The sequence below is a fragment of the Pantoea sp. USMM079 genome (assembly GCF_037153115.1).
Classification (GTDB): Bacteria; Pseudomonadota; Gammaproteobacteria; order Enterobacterales; family Enterobacteriaceae; genus Pantoea; species Pantoea communis.
Genome location: NZ_JBBCKX010000001.1, coordinates 756,228 through 773,261, shown reverse-complemented (window position 1 = coordinate 773,261; position 17,034 = coordinate 756,228). Strand labels below are relative to the sequence as shown.

The 17,034-nt window shown below is 54.8% G+C and carries 17 protein-coding genes; 6 read left to right on the top strand and 11 right to left on the bottom strand.

Going from position 1 to position 17,034, the window contains the following annotated elements; translation table 11 throughout:
- Positions 1-29: 29 nt before the first annotated feature.
- Positions 30-1,400 (top strand): amidohydrolase, encoded by a 1,371-nt coding sequence (locus tag WFP70_RS03680; protein WP_337022628.1) that lies wholly within the window; start codon positions 30-32, stop codon positions 1,398-1,400.
- A gap of 79 nt (positions 1,401-1,479) precedes the next feature.
- On the opposite strand, the gene WFP70_RS03675 is transcribed toward WFP70_RS03680, so the two are convergent.
- Positions 1,480-1,689: a glycine zipper 2TM domain-containing protein gene (locus tag WFP70_RS03675; RefSeq protein WP_034823502.1), complete on the bottom strand. Its 210-nt coding sequence runs from the start codon at positions 1,687-1,689 to the stop codon at positions 1,480-1,482.
- A 318-nt stretch (positions 1,690-2,007) separates the two neighbouring features.
- Here WFP70_RS03675 and WFP70_RS03670 point away from each other — a divergent pair, with 318 nt between their 5' ends.
- Positions 2,008-2,208 carry a hypothetical protein gene (locus WFP70_RS03670; RefSeq protein WP_097117132.1) on the top strand — a complete coding sequence of 67 codons (201 nt, stop codon included), beginning with the start codon at positions 2,008-2,010 and terminating at the stop codon, positions 2,206-2,208.
- A 15-nt stretch (positions 2,209-2,223) separates the two neighbouring features.
- Here WFP70_RS03670 and WFP70_RS03665 read toward each other — a convergent pair whose 3' ends face one another.
- The 8 genes from WFP70_RS03665 to WFP70_RS03630 form a co-directional block, all read right to left on the bottom strand.
- Positions 2,224-2,814, bottom strand: coding sequence for a TetR/AcrR family transcriptional regulator (locus tag WFP70_RS03665; protein WP_337022627.1), 591 nt, complete (start codon positions 2,812-2,814; stop codon positions 2,224-2,226).
- Positions 2,815-2,892: 78 nt separating this feature from the next.
- Positions 2,893-3,444 carry a cytochrome b gene (locus WFP70_RS03660; RefSeq protein WP_337022626.1) on the bottom strand — a complete coding sequence of 184 codons (552 nt, stop codon included), beginning with the start codon at positions 3,442-3,444 and terminating at the stop codon, positions 2,893-2,895.
- Entirely contained in the window at positions 3,444-4,487 is a 1,044-nt protein-coding gene (locus WFP70_RS03655; protein ID WP_337022625.1) for a catalase family peroxidase, read from the bottom strand. The genes WFP70_RS03660 and WFP70_RS03655 overlap by 1 nt, the downstream gene beginning before the upstream one ends.
- Before the next feature lie 221 nt (positions 4,488-4,708).
- On the bottom strand, positions 4,709-5,575 hold the full coding sequence (locus WFP70_RS03650; protein WP_337022624.1) for a DeoR/GlpR family DNA-binding transcription regulator: 867 nt from the start codon (positions 5,573-5,575) through the stop codon (positions 4,709-4,711).
- A 164-nt stretch (positions 5,576-5,739) separates the two neighbouring features.
- On the bottom strand, positions 5,740-6,687 hold the full coding sequence (locus WFP70_RS03645; protein WP_034823484.1) for a D-ribose ABC transporter substrate-binding protein: 948 nt from the start codon (positions 6,685-6,687) through the stop codon (positions 5,740-5,742).
- 69 nt (positions 6,688-6,756) lie between these two features.
- Entirely contained in the window at positions 6,757-7,812 is a 1,056-nt protein-coding gene (locus tag WFP70_RS03640) for an ABC transporter permease (protein WP_337022623.1), read from the bottom strand.
- Between the two features lie 22 nt (positions 7,813-7,834).
- A complete protein-coding gene (locus WFP70_RS03635) occupies positions 7,835-9,373 on the bottom strand; it encodes a sugar ABC transporter ATP-binding protein (RefSeq protein WP_337022622.1) in 1,539 nt (512 codons plus the stop codon).
- Positions 9,370-10,023 (bottom strand): DUF2291 domain-containing protein, encoded by a 654-nt coding sequence (locus WFP70_RS03630; protein ID WP_160832933.1) that lies wholly within the window; start codon positions 10,021-10,023, stop codon positions 9,370-9,372. The genes WFP70_RS03635 and WFP70_RS03630 overlap by 4 nt, the downstream gene beginning before the upstream one ends.
- A 379-nt stretch (positions 10,024-10,402) precedes the next feature.
- Here WFP70_RS03630 and WFP70_RS03625 point away from each other — a divergent pair, with 379 nt between their 5' ends.
- From WFP70_RS03625 to WFP70_RS03610, 4 genes are read left to right on the top strand one after another with little or no spacing between them, the layout of a single operon-like run.
- The gene (locus tag WFP70_RS03625) at positions 10,403-11,986 is read left to right on the top strand and encodes an FGGY-family carbohydrate kinase (RefSeq protein WP_337022734.1); all 1,584 of its coding nucleotides are present in this window, start codon (positions 10,403-10,405) and stop codon (positions 11,984-11,986) included.
- A 10-nt stretch (positions 11,987-11,996) separates the two neighbouring features.
- Positions 11,997-13,523 carry a glycerol-3-phosphate dehydrogenase gene (locus tag WFP70_RS03620; protein ID WP_337022621.1) on the top strand — a complete coding sequence of 509 codons (1,527 nt, stop codon included), beginning with the start codon at positions 11,997-11,999 and terminating at the stop codon, positions 13,521-13,523.
- 2 nt (positions 13,524-13,525) lie between these two features.
- Complete coding sequence (locus WFP70_RS03615; RefSeq protein WP_337022620.1) at positions 13,526-14,464, top strand: sugar phosphate isomerase/epimerase family protein; 939 nt, start codon at positions 13,526-13,528, stop codon at positions 14,462-14,464.
- 23 nt (positions 14,465-14,487) lie between these two features.
- The gene (locus WFP70_RS03610) at positions 14,488-15,444 is read left to right on the top strand and encodes a sugar-binding transcriptional regulator (protein WP_097117121.1); all 957 of its coding nucleotides are present in this window, start codon (positions 14,488-14,490) and stop codon (positions 15,442-15,444) included.
- Here WFP70_RS03610 and WFP70_RS03605 read toward each other — a convergent pair.
- Together WFP70_RS03605 and WFP70_RS03600 are read right to left on the bottom strand one after the other, a co-directional pair.
- On the bottom strand, positions 15,441-15,980 hold the full coding sequence (locus WFP70_RS03605; protein ID WP_337022619.1) for a GNAT family N-acetyltransferase: 540 nt from the start codon (positions 15,978-15,980) through the stop codon (positions 15,441-15,443). The genes WFP70_RS03610 and WFP70_RS03605 overlap by 4 nt on opposite strands.
- Before the next feature lie 32 nt (positions 15,981-16,012).
- Positions 16,013-17,020, bottom strand: coding sequence for an ABC transporter permease (locus WFP70_RS03600; protein ID WP_160867335.1), 1,008 nt, complete (start codon positions 17,018-17,020; stop codon positions 16,013-16,015).
- Between the last annotated feature and the right edge of the window lie 14 nt (positions 17,021-17,034).

Sequence of the window (17,034 nt, the reverse complement as noted above, 5' to 3'; positions counted from 1 at the left end):
AAATCTCCCCTACAAGGAGAACATAATCGATGAGCCTCATGACTTCCGGCAACCGCCGGGACTTTCTTTCCGCTGGCATCAAACTCACGGCGGCAGGTACGCTGCTCGGTGCCGGATTAAGTAGCCGTAACGCTGCGGCCACTGCCTGTCCCCCTGAAAACCTGATGCAGATTGACGTTAGCCACTATCTGCTGCGCAATGTGCGGCTGGAAGAAGCCTTTGTACGTCATCACGACGTGATCACCGCGACACGCACCGGGTTGTACGATATCGAAATCAACGGCGCAAATATCGCGGGTATCCACGCGGCAGGTTTCAGCAGCACCCTTCCCGCCTGGGATGCGGCGGGCCATATTCTGCTGCCTGCAACGCGCGACATGCATATCCACCTTGATAAAACCTTTTATGGCGATGGCTGGCGCGCCCCGCTGCCGCGTAAAAGCGTTATCGATATGATTCATCAGGAGGAGCAGATTCTTCCTGAGATTGTGCCGACATCCGAAATGCGTGCCGAAAAGCTGATGGGCTTACTGCAGTCCAAAGGCAGCACCGAAGCGCGCAGCCACTGCAATATCGACCCGATCAGCAAACTGGATGGGCTGGCGCACTTGCAACAGGCGATTGAAAATCACCGTCAGGACTTTACCGCGAGGATTGTCGCCTTCCCGCAGCATGGACTGTTGCGGTCCAGGGTCGAAGGCATGATGCGTGAAGCGATGAAAATGGGCGCCAACTTTGTCGGTGGCCTGGATCCGACCAACGTTGATGGCGCGATGGAGAAGTCGCTGGATACGATGTTCAGCATTGCACTCGATTTTGCTGCGCCAGTGGATATCCACCTGCACGAAACCGAGCCGCACGGCGTCGCCGCGATACGCTATATGCTGAAAACGGTGCGCGAGAATCCGCAGCTAAAAGGCAAAGTCACCATCAGCCATGCGTTTGCGCTGGGCACGTTATCGGGGAGTGAACTGGATGCGATGATCGAGGAACTCAAAGCGCAGCAGTTCAGCATCGCCACCACCGTGCCGATTGGGCGCGTGATCATGCCATTGCCGCAACTGCGTGCGGCGGGCGTAACGGTATGGTCCGGCACCGATACCATTGCCGACCACTGGCAACCTTTTGGCAGCGGCAGCATGCTGGAAAAAGCCAACGTCTATGCGCAGTTGTATCGTGGCCCGGATGAGTTCTCATTGAGTCGTGCATTGGGTATCGCCACCAATGAAGTGCTGCCGCTGAATAGCCAGGGTGAACAACAGTGGCCGAAGGCGCAGGATAGCGCAACGATGATGTTAGTGGCGGCGAGTTGTTCTGCTGAAGCGGTGGCGCATGTTGCACCCGTGATAGCAACCTTCCATAACGGCAAACAGGTATTTGGCCAGTTAAAGAAAATTTAATCGGGGAATAAAACGAAGGTATAAAAGTTATTATTTCGTCGCGCATTGAGTGCGCGACGAAATAGATCAGCAGGATGAATCAACGACTCACTTCATGACCAATCAAGCCACCGATGGCTGCACCACCCAGCGTACCAAAGGTACTGCCGCCGGTTAATACCGCGCCACCCACAGCACCAACACCCGCACCAATTGCCGTATTACGACCACGATGCGACATGCCACAAGCGGTAACTGATAAACAGACTAAAGCGACAATGGCGATACTGCAGCTGCGTTTTAAAAGCATCGAAATCCTCATTACCATTAAAAAATGGAATGCAATTGTTTTTAATTTGATTGTTGTTAAGACACCAAATCGTTGGCGACTTGCACTGCTCGTCGGCGCTAATTTAAGAGGATTTGTGAAACGACGAAAGGTAAAAATTCCTATTTTCAGGCGGTACTGGCGAAGCGGTGAGAAAGCGCGCGAAACGCCCCTACCCGGCCTCTCACGGAGGTTTAAACCTGCTGTGCTTTACTGCAAATCCATCCCTTGACTGCCAGCCTACCAACTAGTAGATTAATATTTATTCGGCTGACCTTAGCAACGATTTCAGGGGGCATTGTGAGTGTGATTCATTTTCCTAACCAATATCCTGACTGCCGTCCTTCAGATTGTGAATCAACGCAAGCGGATAAACAGAATGTTCGCGAATTTGCGTTGAACATTGCTGCGCAATTACGCAACGATCCTGAATTAAATAAGCAGGCACCTTATCTGGTGGATAAAGTGATTCTGTTGTTGATGAAAGAGTCGCGAAGATAAATGGCCGCAAAGCCATTAAACGGAAATAACCAGACTGTTAAGCACCGGTTTAATCATGGGTAAGAACAGTTCGGGGTTATTAAACGCGCGCGCGGCAATCATCGCACCATGCACCGTCGCCATCAGCGATTTGGCCTCCATTTCCGCCCCTTCACGCAGAATAAACACCCCGCGCTTTTCCCCCTTCTGCAACACACCGGCCAGCCACGCGGACAGATCGGCGAAATGTCCGGTGACTTGAGCCGCCACCTCTTCCGGTAAGGTCGGCAGCTCCACTGCCAGCATCACGCAAATACAGAACGGTGAGCTGTTTTCCTTAATGCAGGTTGCCCAGAAGTTCACATATCCGTTCAGCTCAGCCAGCGGATCATCACTGAAATGCTCACTGGTCGCGGCCATGCCGGCTCGCGCCTCCTCACGATAATCATTGACCACGGCCAGCACCAGATCGGCTTTGCCCGGAAAATGATGATGAATGCTGGCTTTACGGATTTGTACGCGTTCTGCCAAATCGGCATAGCTGAAACTTTTATAACCACCAGCTGTGAGCAGCGCTCGGGTGTGACTAATGATTTCAGTGGCTTTAGGCGAACGTTCAACGGTCATGCAGGGCTCCGGCAGCAAAGATGAAATGGCTGCAAATCAGTAAATTGGCACTGAACCTACTGACCTGCAGCGGTGATGTCAAGGCGCTTCAGGACGCTTACGGCGACCGGTCATACTTCTGAAGACGCCATCACGCAGAATCAGCGCATGGAACAACGCGGCGGCAAGATGCAGCATCACTGTGATGAACAAGGCTAAGGCCACCCAACTATGCAGCGGACGCAACCAGGCATACAGATCATTACTGATTGGCGTGATGGGGGGCAGCACCAGACTGCCTCCCAGACTGATCGGATAGCCTGCCGCCGACAGCATCGCCCAGCCGATAAGAGGTTGCGCAAGCATCATTGCGTACAACGCCCAATGCGAAAGGTGTGCCAGCGCTTTTTGCCCGTTTGATAACGTCTCCGGCAAGGCCGGTTTGGCGGTGGTAAAACGTAGCCACAATCGCACCACCACCAGCAGCAATATCATTAAGCCCAACGGCTTATGGATCGCCACGAGCAAGCTGTGCAGTGACGAGACGGTGGCGACCATGGCCACGCCGATAAACAGCATGGTCATAATAGCGGCAGCCATCAGCCAGTGAATCGCGCGCAACGCCGGATGGAAAGTCTCTGTGTGTTTCATCAGTGTGCTCCTGCCTGTTCACGGGTACGGGCGTTGTAGGATTTGGCATAAGCCGATGAACGTGCATTGAGAATCGGATCATCCGAGGCGGTGATGCCCTCGGGCAGAATCAGCGGATCGTAATTGATGTCGTTACAGGCACCCTGCTGCTGTGGCGTGGTTTGGTTAATGGTCAGGATTCCCGCATTGATGGTCTGCCGGTCCGCTGGCCAGGCAATTGAGGCATCGCTGCTTTTATCCTGCGCGTCTGCGACGGTGATAATCAGGTCCCACTGCAGCGGCCCTTTGGCAAGACGCTGTTGCAGATCGTTCTGCAGGAAGTCGCTGTCATTCTTATCGGCGGCATTGATGGGCTGATACTCGCTGTGCGGCACCATACTCCAGCGCACCACATGGCTCTTGCCGGCCGAATCAATAAAGTTGAAGGCATTAAGGCTATTGTAGCGATCGCTGGCCCAGCTAGAGGAAGGAACATATTGCTGCGCCCAGCCGAAGAACGGTTTGATTTCGGGATGTTTTTCTACAAAGGCCTGAATCTTCGCGGGATCGGGCTTGCCTGTTTTGGCATCCGGCAGCGTGGCAATTTGCAGGTCGTAAAACCCTTCCACGCTGTTCACCGGAAATATCGGCATGGCATTCATCCCGGTGCGCCATTGCTGACCATCTTTTTGATAAAACGCTAACGCCATGCTGCGCACCGGCACGGCATAATCCGGAGCGTTTGGATTGCCACCGGCAATGGCAAAGCGCCCAATCACCGGGGTTTCGCCCGGCGCAAACAGCCCGGCACGCGACAGCGCGCTGGCATTGCCGTTAGCGGCAAAGCTGCCGTTTATGCAGACACCTTTGGCATGATTGCGTCGGTAGCCGGGATGCTCCCCGCCTGATTTTTGTAGCACGGTAATGAGCTTATCGGAGGACAACTTATCCGGTGTTAACCAGCCGCCAGCCCAGAGAAATAACGCGATGACGATCAATGGTACCACTGCAATAGCGGCCAGACGGGTGAGTGTCTGGCCGGTCGTAAGAGAAGGCTTGTTCATAGGTTCGCTCAACATGGCATAAATTAAGACAAGGCAGTTACCCGAGCTGAATGATTAGCGCGTGGCAATCAATTGCACCATCTTCATTCACGGTGGCAGAGCTATCAATCTACTAGTAGGTAGATTACATTGTCAAACGCATTTGAACAGGCCGATGCACCACTGTCGCAGCCGACAGTGAGTGCCTCAGGTTATCTGAGGGAATAAATTCGCAGGGGTTATCAGACTTCTTCGCGTGTGGTCGTGTGGATCTTCATCGGCGCAACCACGACGTTCACACCCAGATCCTGCATCCGTCGTAGCACGGGCACCGGCGTACCCTGGTTGACAATCACCACATCGAACTCGCTGAGATGGGCAAAACGATGCAGCGCCCGGCGTTCAAATTTGGTGTTATCCATCATCAAAATACGTTTCTGTGCAGCATCAAACATCGCTCGTTTGGTTTCGACGGTTTCCGCTGACTGATGAAAGACCGTGTCATCAATGATCGCTGACATACTGACGAAGAACACATCGGCGCGCAGACTGGCAATTTCTTCTCGCGTCATGCGGCCCATAAACGCATTGCACCAGTGATAAAACTGACCGCCTAATCCCATCAGCGTGATATCGCGCCCGTTGCGCAACTCATTCATCAGCGTCAGTGAGTTGGTGATCACCGTTAACGGGGCGCGCGCGTGTAACAAGCGCGCCATCTGCAATACCGTGGTGGAATCATCGAGGAAGATCGCCTGTCCTGGCTCCAGGTAAGTGGCCGCCACCTCAGCGATGGCTTGCTTCTCTTCCAGTTGACGCGTCGCGCGGTAGATATCGCTGGATTCGACCAGGCTGGTTGGCGTGGCGGAGACCACCCCACGTGATTTATGCAGTAATCCGCGTTCGACCATCTCATCAATATCACGGTGCGCGGTCATCAGACTGATGCCGAAACGGTCGGTAATATCTTCAATGCGAATAGCGCCTTCTGCCATCACGGCTTCCGCGATCAACTGGCGTCGCGCCAACTGCCGCGCCTGACGACTGTCGCTGGGTAAGGGTTCGGCCATGAAGACGTTGAGAGAAGAGTCCTGCGGGTTGTGCGCCATATTTCGTCCAGAAAGTGATGCAGAAATGCGGGTTCCAGGTGATTACAACGCGGAAACGCGCCTTTTGCAAATGGTGTGGTGTTTGGACTCACGAGAAGGGTTACAGCGACGCACCGTAGTGCGTCCGCTGAGTAGTATGCGGCCCGAAAGCCGCACGTCATGCATTACTGCTTCAACACAAACGGTGATACGAAATTGCCCGCGTTCTCTTTGGTGATCAAAATGCAGTCAAACAGCTGTTTTTCCGATGCTGCGCCGGTTTTACCGGTTTTCAGGAAGCTGTCAGCCTGCTCTACCGCTTTCTGCGCGAATTGCGCCACGGGCTGCATCACGGTATACGCCAGCGTACCGGCTTTTACGGCATCAACGGCATCCGGAGAGCCATCAAAACCACCGACTTTGATTTGGTTCAGCTTGCCGGCTTCTTTCAGTGCGGCAATCGCCCCCAGCGCCATTTCATCGTTGCCGCTGATCACGCCTTTGATGTTCGGGTTAGCCTGCAGCAGTGACTGCATCTTGTTGAAGCCCTGGGTACGGTCCCAGTTGGCGACTTCCTGACCCACTTTCTTCAGCGTCGGGTATTGTGACAACACGGTATCAAAACCATTGGCACGCGTTGCCGCGTTGTTATCGGATGGCGGGCCCACTAATTCAACATAGTTGGCGGTATCGCCTACCTGTTTCACCCATTCCATCGCGCCCACCGCCGCGCCCTGCGCATTGTTAGAAACCAACTGCGCTTTGGCCAATCCGCTCTGATTCAGCTCAGCGTTAATGATAAACACCGGGATGTTGGCCGCGATGGCTTTTTTCACTGAACCGACAGAACCATCGGCGTTAGCCGGATCAAGAATAATCGCCTTGGATTTGTTGGTGATCGCCGTATCAATCAGCTGGCTTTCGGTGTTGGTATCACCTTTGTGCGCGCTGACTTTCGCGCTGTAGCCGAGTTTTTCAGCGGCTTTTTGCGCGACCTGACCTTCTGTCAGCCAGTAAGGGTTGGATGGATCGTTGACGATGATGGTCATCAACCCGTTATCCGCCCAGGTCGGTGCAGCGAAGGTGGTGATCGCCATCGCTGCGGCAGCAATAAACAAACGTTTTGTGAACATAGGTGCTCCGTTATTATTTAGGGTACAGGTTTTACGGATAACCGCGCGCTGCCAGACAGCGCGCGTGAGTTAGCGACTGCGTTTGCCGTATTGCAGGGTGTTGAGCAATACCGCCAGCACAATCACGGCGCCAGTGAACACCGTCTGCCAGTAGGCAGAGACGCCGATAATCACTAAGCCATCAGAGAGAAAACCGATTACAAAAGCGCCCAGCAGCGTGCCGCGCACGTTACCGCGACCACCGGTTAAGGCCGCACCGCCAATCACCACCGCGGCAATCGCGGTCAGTTCATAAGTGGTGCCCGCCGTTGGACCGGCTGAAGTGAGCTGTGAAGAGAGCACCAGCCCCGCCATCGCGGCACAGATACCCGACAACACGTAAACGCTGATTTTGATACGTTTCACCGGCACGCCGGAGAGATCGGCGGCGCGTTCATTACCCCCCGAGGCATAGAGCCAGCGTCCAAACGCCGAACGGCTCAGCAGGAAACCACAGGCCAGTGCTACCACACCCAGCACCAGCACACCGACCGGGATGTTGAAGATGCGATTAAAGCCCAACCAGTCAAAGCCGGTGTTACCCAGCGCTTCAGTGCCAGAGAGTTTGTTGTAGGTCAGTCCGTTAGTGATCAGCAGGGCAATACCGCGCGCCACATACATGGTGCCGAGCGTGGCAACAAACGCCGGAACGCGGAACCAGGCAATCAGCACGCCATTAACCAATCCCACCAGCGCGCCAATCACCAGCGTCAATATCGCCACCGCCCATACGGGCAGATACAGCACGACACCTAGCGCGTCGAGGTTAATCCCCTGCATCATAAAGCCGGCCATCACGCCAGCCAGACCCAGCGTTGAACCGACGGATAAGTCGATTCCGCCATTGAGGATCACCAGCAACATGCCAATGGCAGGTAAGCCAAAAATCGCCACATGCGAAGCCATGGTCAGGAAGTTGGCGCCGGTGAAGTAGTTAGGTGAGAGCAAGGAAAAGGTGATAATAATCACCAGCAACGCAATAAACGCGCGCCCTTCCAGCAGCAATCGCGCCAGATTGAGACTTTTATCGGTTTTCTTTTTACTCGCGACGGGTGGCGAATCCAGCGTGTGTGTTCTGTCTGTCATACCGTTTGCTCCGTTTTTCATGTCATGCCACCAGAGACTCGCCTGAAGCGGCCATAATGCGTTCTTTACTCACGCTGGAATCGAAAATGGCGTTAATGCGCCCTTTGCTCATCACCACAATGCGATGGGCAATACTCAGGCATTCGCCCACTTCCGAGGTGGTATACACCACCGCCAGCCCCTTTTTGGCGTTTTCCGCCAGCAGACGAAACACTTCCGCTTTGGCACCGATATCAATGCCGCGGCTGGGTTCATCCAGCAGAATAACTTTGGGACGGGTGGCCAGCATTTTGCCGATCACCACTTTTTGTTGATTGCCACCGGAGAGCGATCCGATGGCCGCCTCGCCGCCAGCGGTTTTCACCGTGACGTTGCGAATACTGTCCGTCACCAGCTGCTTTTCACGCCGAGGTGACAGCACCAGACCGCGCACAAATTCGCTGATACTGGCGAGCGACAGGTTTTCGCCCACTGACATGGTTTGCACCAAACCGTCGCGTTGCCGATCTTCGGGCACCAACGCAAGGCCGATTTGAATACGTTGTTGAATGGTTAAGCCGCTGACATCGGTATCCTGCAAAAGAACGCGGCCCAGGCTTTGATGAATACGCCCGGCGATACACTCCAGCAGTTCGGTGCGCCCCGCGCCCATCAGGCCATAGATGCAGACAATTTCACCGGCTTTCACTGACAGTGAGAGGTTATCCACCAGCCGAATCCCGGTTTTGCTTTTCACCGTCAGGTCTTGCACGGTCAACGCCTGGTCACCAAACTCATACCCTTGCGGCGGCGAACCCAGGTCAAAGTGATCTCCCACCATATTGCGCACGATCCATTCGAGATCGATCTCATCGCGTTTCGCGTACGCGGTCATCACGCCATCACGCAGCACCACGGCGCGATCGGTGATCTCCAGTGCCTCTTCGAGATGATGTGAGATGTATACAATGGCTACACCCTGACTGGTGAGATCGCGGATCACCTGGAACAGCACCGCGACTTCCGCAGCACTGAGCGCCGATGTCGGTTCATCCATGATCAGAATCTGTGAATTCACCGACAATGCACGGGCGATTTCGACAATCTGTTGTTGGCCCAGACGCAGGTTTTCCACCGGCGTCAGCGGATCAATTTCCTCCTCCAGCGCCGCCATCAGATGGGCGGTTATGCGGGCTTCTTCCGCGTAGTCCACCCCACCCGGCTTCATGATTTCGCGCCCCATAAAGATGTTGTCGCGCACGTTCATGTTGGGAGCGAGATTCAGCTCCTGATGGATAATCGAGATGCCGCAATCGCGTGCTTCAGTGGCGGAGCGAAACACTTTCTCTTCGCCGTTGTAGAGAATTTCCCCGGATGTTGGCGTAATGACGCCCGACAAAATTTTCATTAGCGTGGATTTACCTGCGCCGTTTTCACCAAACAACGTGGTGACTTCACCGCGACGGATCTCAAAATTCACGCCTTTAAGTGCATGGGTCGATCCATAGATTTTGCTGATGTTGCGCGCTTCAAGGATCACTTCGCCTTTTAGTAGCGCCGGGTTAACGTTGAATGGTTTCATTTCACCTCCAGACTCACTGGCGTCACCATCCAGTTATTCGGCGCGAGCAAACGGAACACCCCGACCACCTGCACGGTTTTCCCGGGCAGCGCATCACGATCCAACTTATCCAGTACTTTGGCTTTCATGGCGCGATTGATCGCCGAACCGGCGTTTTGATACTCAATCTGGTTGGTAAAATCGCCGAACTGGATTTTTCCGCTGGCATCACGTAAATCGGTGCCGGTAATGGCCGGGCCCGTTTGCAGGCGAATCACATTTCCTTCCGGTAAACCGGCCACTTTCAGTGGGAAAATGCCCATTTGACCAGGCTGCACCACGCCTTCCAGCTTGACGGGGATCACCGGGAGCGGCGAACCCACACCGTATTTCTGTACCGCTTCCTGTTGATTGGCTTTCAGCGCATCGGCGAGGGTTTTGGCATCCACCGCACGCGCTTCCACATCCTGCTGAATACCGGGGAAGGTTTTCTCCCCGTAGCTATCCGGCGAGAAACCTTGCTCTTGCACATCTTGCTCGGAACCGATTTTCACCACTTTTGTGTCAATGGCCATGGCGGCAATCACCGCAACCACCACAACACCGATGATGCTGTAGCGGCGGATGCGCTTGCGGGAGAGCTGCTGTGCCAGCATTGAGACATCGGACATAACGTGACCTCTCACTGTTATCTGCTGCGATAATCGCCGCATTAAATGTTATAAATGTGATAACTCTTGTGATGAGGATTGTGCTGATGTGACTAAATTGTCAACAGGGGGTTCACGAATTTTTCAGGAGCGCGATCTGGATCGCTAAATTCACACCTTAACGCCTGCATCGCTAATAAAAGCCCGCCATACAAGCCTTCTTCATGTGATATCTCATTTCATATTGTCGTGTACTACCGCCATTTTCGTGATCAAACTCGCTAACTGAAGTGAAATTTATTCGTTTTATCGAAAAATAATACATTAGATATGTTATCTCCATGGGAAGTGGTGTAAGACATTATTTAGCAAATTCATCACAGGGAGTTAACACGACGTGATGGGTCAACTTTTCTTCCCTTCGGAGGTGTACGTGGGTAACAGCGATATCATTCTGGGTCTGGATTCCGGCACCTCCGTGGTGAAAGCGGTGGCGTTTGATCTGGAAGGCACACAGCTGGCGTGCGCCTCCGTGCGTAACCGCTATTACCGCAGCGAGGGCGGTGCCGCGCAGCAATCCATGACGCAGACCTGGCAAGATGCCGTGGACGCGATACGGAAACTGGGCGAGCGTGTGGAAAATCTCTCTTCCCGCGTGGTGGCCGTGGCCGTCACTGCACAAGGGGATGGCACCTGGCTGGTAGGCGCCAATAATCAGCCGGTAGAGGATGCCTGGATTTGGCTGGATGCGCGTGCGGCACACACCGTTGATGCCCTAAACCAGCACGCCCTTGCAGCAGAGCGTTTTAAGGCCACGGGTACCGGGCTGAATACCTGCCAGCAGGGTTCACAGATGGCGCATATGGACCAGCACTTTCCGCAGCTGCTGGAAAAGAGTGAAGTGGCGCTGCATTGCAAAGATTGGCTTTACCTGAATCTCACTGGCATTCGTGCCACCGATCCTTCCGAGGCCAGCTTCACTTTTGGTAACTTCCGCACCCAGCGTTATGACGATACCGTCATCGCAGCGCTGGGACTGGAACATCGACGTCATCTGCTGCCGGAAATTATCGATGGCACGCAAATCACTCATCCGTTAACAGCAGAGGCCGCTGCGCTCACCGGCCTGCGCGCGGGTACACCGATTTCGCTGGGTTACGTGGATATGGCAATGACCGCGCTGGGCGCAGGCGTGCATACCGGCGAAGCCCATACAGCCTGCTCAATTGTCGGCTCTACCGGGGTGCATCTGCGCAGTGTGACCATTGATGAGGTGTGGTTGAACCCAGCGCAAACTGGCTATGTGATTCCTCTGCCCTGGCCGGGCTATGTGACGCAGGTGCAAACCAATATGGCGTCTACCCTCAATCTCGACTGGCTGTTGAATGTGGCCAGTGAGTTGCTGAGCAGTTTTGGCTGTGAAATTGATCATGCGCGGCTAGTGGCGCATATCGACCAGTGGCTCAACAAAGCCGAACCCGGCACCCTGCTGTTCCATCCCTACATCTCAATTGCCGGTGAACGCGGGCCGTTCGTCAACGCCGACGCGCGCGCCAGCTTCACCGGACTTAACTATCAGCACAATTTTGCCGACCTGGTGCGCGGCGTGATTGAAGGCATCGGCATGGCCGCGCGTGATTGTTATCAGGCGATGGGCAGTACTTTGCCGGGTGAAATTCGTCTTACCGGCGGCGCGGTGCGTTCTCAGCCGTTGCGGCAGATCCTCTCTGCCTGCATTGGCGCACCAGTGCGTATCAGCCAGCGTGATGAAGCCGGTGCAGCGGGCGCCGCGATGATGGCAGCGGTGGCGATTGGCGCCTATCCCTCCATGGCGCAGTGCGTGGAAACCTGGGTGCGCCCGTTGCTGGATGCGCCTGAACCGCCTTCCGCTGAACTGTCGCAGCGCTATAACCAACTGTTTCCCCATTATCAGCAGATCCGCAGCGATCTCCCTGCCGCCTGGCATGCACTGAATAAGTTTTAAGGAGTACACCATGAGTGAAAATACGCTGGATCTGTTTGTCATCGGCGGTGGCATTAATGGCGCAGGCATCGCACGTGATGCGGCCGGGCGCGGCTTGTCCGTGATGATGTGTGAAAAAGATGACCTGGCACAGGGTACCTCCTCGCGCTCGGGCAAACTGGTGCACGGCGGGCTGCGCTATCTCGAATATTATGAATTCCGACTGGTACGCGAGGCGCTGATCGAGCGAGAAGTGTTGCTTAATGCCGCACCGCATATCATTTGGCCGATGCGCTTTGTGTTGCCGCATAGCCCGACCGATCGTCCGGCGTGGCTGGTGCGTTTAGGGCTGTTCCTCTATGACAATTTAGGCGGGCGCAAAAAGCTGCCCGGCACGCGATCGCTTGATCTGATGCGCGATCCCGAAGGTGCCCCAATCCTCGATAGCTACAGCAAGGGCTTCGAGTACTCCGATTGCTGGGTCGATGATGCACGCCTGGTCGCACTGAATGCCGTGGATGCTGCGGAACGCGGCGCCACGATTCTGCCGCGTACCCGCTGTGTGTCGGCCAAACGTATCAGCGGCAAGTGGGAAGTCACGATTCAGGATGAGGCCAGCGGTACTCAGCGCACGGTTTATGCCAAAGTGCTGGTGAATGCGGCCGGCCCGTGGGTACTGGATATCGTAAATCAGGTCACCCAGACCAAAAGCAACCGCAGCGTGCGGCTGGTTAAAGGTTCACACATCATCGTGCCGAAATTCTGGGAAGGCCAGCAGGCGTATCTGGTGCAAAATACTGATAAACGCGTCATTTTCATCAACCCTTACGAAGGCGATAAAGCCCTGATCGGCACCACCGATATTCCGTGGCAGGGCAAAGCGGAAGCGGTGACCGCCGATGACAGCGAGCAGCAGTACCTTATCGATGTGGTCAATCGCTACTTCAAAGTAAAACTGCGCGCCAGCGATGTGATTACCCGATTCTCGGGTGTGCGTCCGCTGTTTGACGATGGCAAAGGTAACCCTTCTGCCGTCACGCGTGACTACGTGTTCGATCTCGACGATCAGCAAAACGCCCCGCTGCTGCATGTGTTTGGTGGCAAAATCACCACTTTCCGCAAGCTGGCAGAACACGCTATCCAGAAGCTTGCGCCCTTCTTCCCTGATATGGGTGAAGACTGGACACGCGAGGCCACTTTGCCGGGCGGTGATATGGCAAATGGCGATTTTGAGAGCTTCCTTGAGCAAGTGAAAACGCGCTGGCCATGGTTACCAGCGCCGCTACGCAAACACTATGCGCGCCTGTATGGCACGCGCATTGAGAAAGTGCTGGGTCACGCCCGTGAGATAAACGATCTGGGCCGCCATTTCGGCGCGCAGTTGTATGAAGCCGAAGTGCGCTACCTGGTAGAAAATGAGTGGGCGCAGCAGGTGGAGGATGTGCTGTGGCGTCGCACTAAGCACAAGTTGCATCTGACCGAAGTTCAGCAGCAGGCCTTTAGCCAATGGTTTGACGCGACCTATGCTGCGGCCGTGCCGCTGCGTAAGGAGGCGTAATCATGCCCTTAACGCTTTCTCTCAATACCAACCCACTGGTGAATCGTTTTGCCGATCCGCAGGATCTGATTCACACCGTGGCACAACAGATCCGTATCCGCGATCTGCAGTTAACCCATGAATTTATCAATCCTGGCTGGCCAGCCGCCACCATCAACCGCATGTCGCGCCAAATGCAGAAGGCGTTGCGGGAAACCGGGGTGCGTGTGACATCGGGTATGACCGGCCCCTATGGCCGCCTCAATCATTTTGGTCATCCGGACGTTGACGTGCGACGCTACTACGTTGACTGGTTTAAAACCTTCGCCGATATCACCGCAGAACTGGGGGGCGAGGCGGTTGGATCGCAGTTCGCCATTTTCACCCAGCAGGATTTCAACGATGCGGCGCGGCGGGAAGCGCTGATCGATATCGCGATTGATTGCTGGGCCGAGGTGGCGGAACATGCGCAATCCGCCGGATTGAAATACCTGTTTTGGGAACCAATGAGCATCGGACGCGAGTTTGGTGAGACCATTCCGGCTTGCCTCGCACTGCAGCAGCGTTTGAGCAGGGAGTCCTTTGCCCTGCCGATGTGGATGATGGCGGATATCGATCACGGCGATGTGACTTCAGCGGACCCGCGTGATTACGACCCTTACGCGTGGGCTGAAGCGGTGCCGCGCTATTCGCCGATTATTCATATAAAACAAAGCATGATGGACAAAGGCGGCCACAGACCTTTCACATTGCAGTACAATGCGGGCGGCCGTATTCAGCCCCAGCCGCTGCTGGAGGCGCTGGCGCGCGGTGGCGCGCAGGATAACGAAATTTGCCTCGAGCTGAGTTTTAAAGAGCGTGAACCCACTGACCGCCAGGTGGTGGCGGATATCGCGGAAAGCGTCGCCTTTTGGGCATCGCACATTGATACGGGCGTGCAGGATTTGCATCTGGCTTCCTAAGCCTATTAATCAGGAAATGAAACATGAAACCGGCTCCTACTCCCGCTGAACGCGATGACTCCTTAGCCCTGCGTGCCGCCTGGCTGCACTATGTGGGCGGCCTGACCCAGGCTGAAGTCGCCAAACGTCTGGGATTACCGTCTGTCAAAACCCATCGCATGATTGCCAAAATGGTCGCGGAGGGTGCGGTGAAGGTGTCGATTGATGGCGATATCATGGCGTGCGTGGCGCTGGAAGATCAGCTGCGCGAAAAGCACGGACTGCGTTTTTGCCACGTTGCGCCTGACCTTGGTGAAGAGGGATTGCCAGTGCGAACGCTGGGTATGGCGGGCGCGGATTACCTGCGCAATCTCCTCACGTCGCAGCCTGCGATCACCCTGGGGCTGGGGCACGGCCGCACCCTTTCCGCCGCTATTCACCAACTCTCGCGTATTGACGCGCCGCATATGCGCTTCGTTTCGCTGCTGGGCTGTTTGACGCGCAACTATGCGCTCAATCCCCACGATGTCATGCATCGCATTGCCGAAAAGACCGGTGCGCAGGCGTATATGATGCCGGTGCCGTTCTTCGCCAATACTCAGGAAGACCGCGACGTGCTGCTTAAACAGCGCGGTGTCAGCGAAGTGTTTGCCATGGCCGCACAGAGTGAGGTGAAACTGGTGGGGATCGGTACTGTGGAACCGGCCGCGCAATTGGTTGAAGCCGGTATGATTGATGAAGCCGAGATCAACGATATCTCGGCTTCTGGCGCTGTCGGTGAGCTGCTCGGTCATTTCTTTGACGCCAGCGGGCAGATGATTCACAACAGCCTGACAGCGCGTACGCTCTCGGTGGATTTAGAGCTTGCCCACCGCGCCGAGATTGTGGCGCTGGTGGGGGGATTAAGCAAAGTCGACGCGATCCGCGCGGTATTGGCCAGCGGGTTGGTGACGGGATTAATTACCGATGAATTAACGGCACAGGCGTTAATCGCAGGTTAGAGTGGCCTCCATTCGTCCGGGAATAATCCAAATACCCAATCGTCGCGCCACTCACCCGCGAGATGATAGCTTTTCCGCAAGGTGCCCTCCTGCTGGAATCCCACTTTTAATAGTGTCCTGCGTGAGGCTTCATTTCCTGCGGTCACAGTGGCAATCAGCTTGCGAAAGCCCAGTTCATTCAGCGCATAACGCGCAATATCGTGAAGTGATTCCGTACCAAATCCCTTGCCCTGAGCTTCTGCTGCCAGCAAAAAACCGACTTCCGCTACGCCGTCACCGCGATCGATAAATCCGGTGACACCTAACGGCGCTGATTGCCCCTGTTCCATCATCACCAGACACAGCCAATGGGTGCTGCCTTTCTGCCAATGGGGCAATCTTATCTCGAACCTGTCACGTCGAATCTCTTCTTCAGGCTGCGGATCGGCCACATAGCGCATCACACGCTCATCCTGTTGCAGCGAGAGAAAGAATCGCCAGTCATCGGCAACTAACTGGCGATAGTGCAGTCTTTTAGAGGTGATGTTAGGGAACATTGAATCCTGAATTCGCGATGTTGATGTTTTAATTATTTACCCATACGCAGTTTAATCTGAGAGAACAAGCCCCGGAACACCACAATGGCGATAATTATCGCCCCCCAGGTCGCAGTGATCATAAAGGGATCGAGACGCAGCAGGTTTAATCCGCTGGATATCATCTGCAAGATAATCACCGCCAGGACCACACCCGAAACGCGACCGAATCCGCCAAACGGACTCACTTTACCGAGAAACGCGGCCAGTACCGCCACCAGCAAATAAGAATCCGCATAACTGGCTTTGACCGAGTTGAGTTGTCCCATCATCACCAGCGAGGTCAGCGCTGCGAACGTTGAAGAGAACACATATTGCATCACAGTGATTTTAACCAGATTGACGTTGGCGTACTGCGCCGCCGTCGCGTTTGAACCCATCATATACAGGCTAAAACCAAATCGGGTTTTGTTAAGCACCACTGACGCAATAATGGCTGCCACGACAAACAGGATCAGAGCATTAGGAATACCGAAACTGACGCCATTACCTATGCTCAGCAATGAATCCGGGAAACCTGAGAGGGTATAGCCGCGCGTCAGCACCACATTCAATCCGGCAATTAACGTCATGGTGCCGAGTGTCACCAGAATGTCGGGGATCTTGAGGATCGATATCAGCAAGCCGTTGATCACTCCCACCAGCAGGCAGGCAATCAAACCGAGCAGCACGGCGAGCAATACCAGTTCCCCACTCGCCAGTTTCATGCCCTGTGAGGAGAGGGCTTGCAGCACCAGCGCGATGATAATGCCATTAAGGTTGGCAGTGGAGATGATGGAGAGATTGATTCCGCCGGACAGCATTGAAATCATCATGCCAATCGCCAGCAAACCCACAATCGGCAATTGATAGGCCATCGATATCAGGTTTTGCGTGCGAATAAACTTCTCGCCATTGAGTGCGAACATCAGGATAAATACGGCAATCAGCACCACATACAGCGACAGATTCTCCGCAATGACGGCACTGAGACGCAGACGCCCGGGCGCGTAAGTTTTCATGGCTTTGCTCCTCA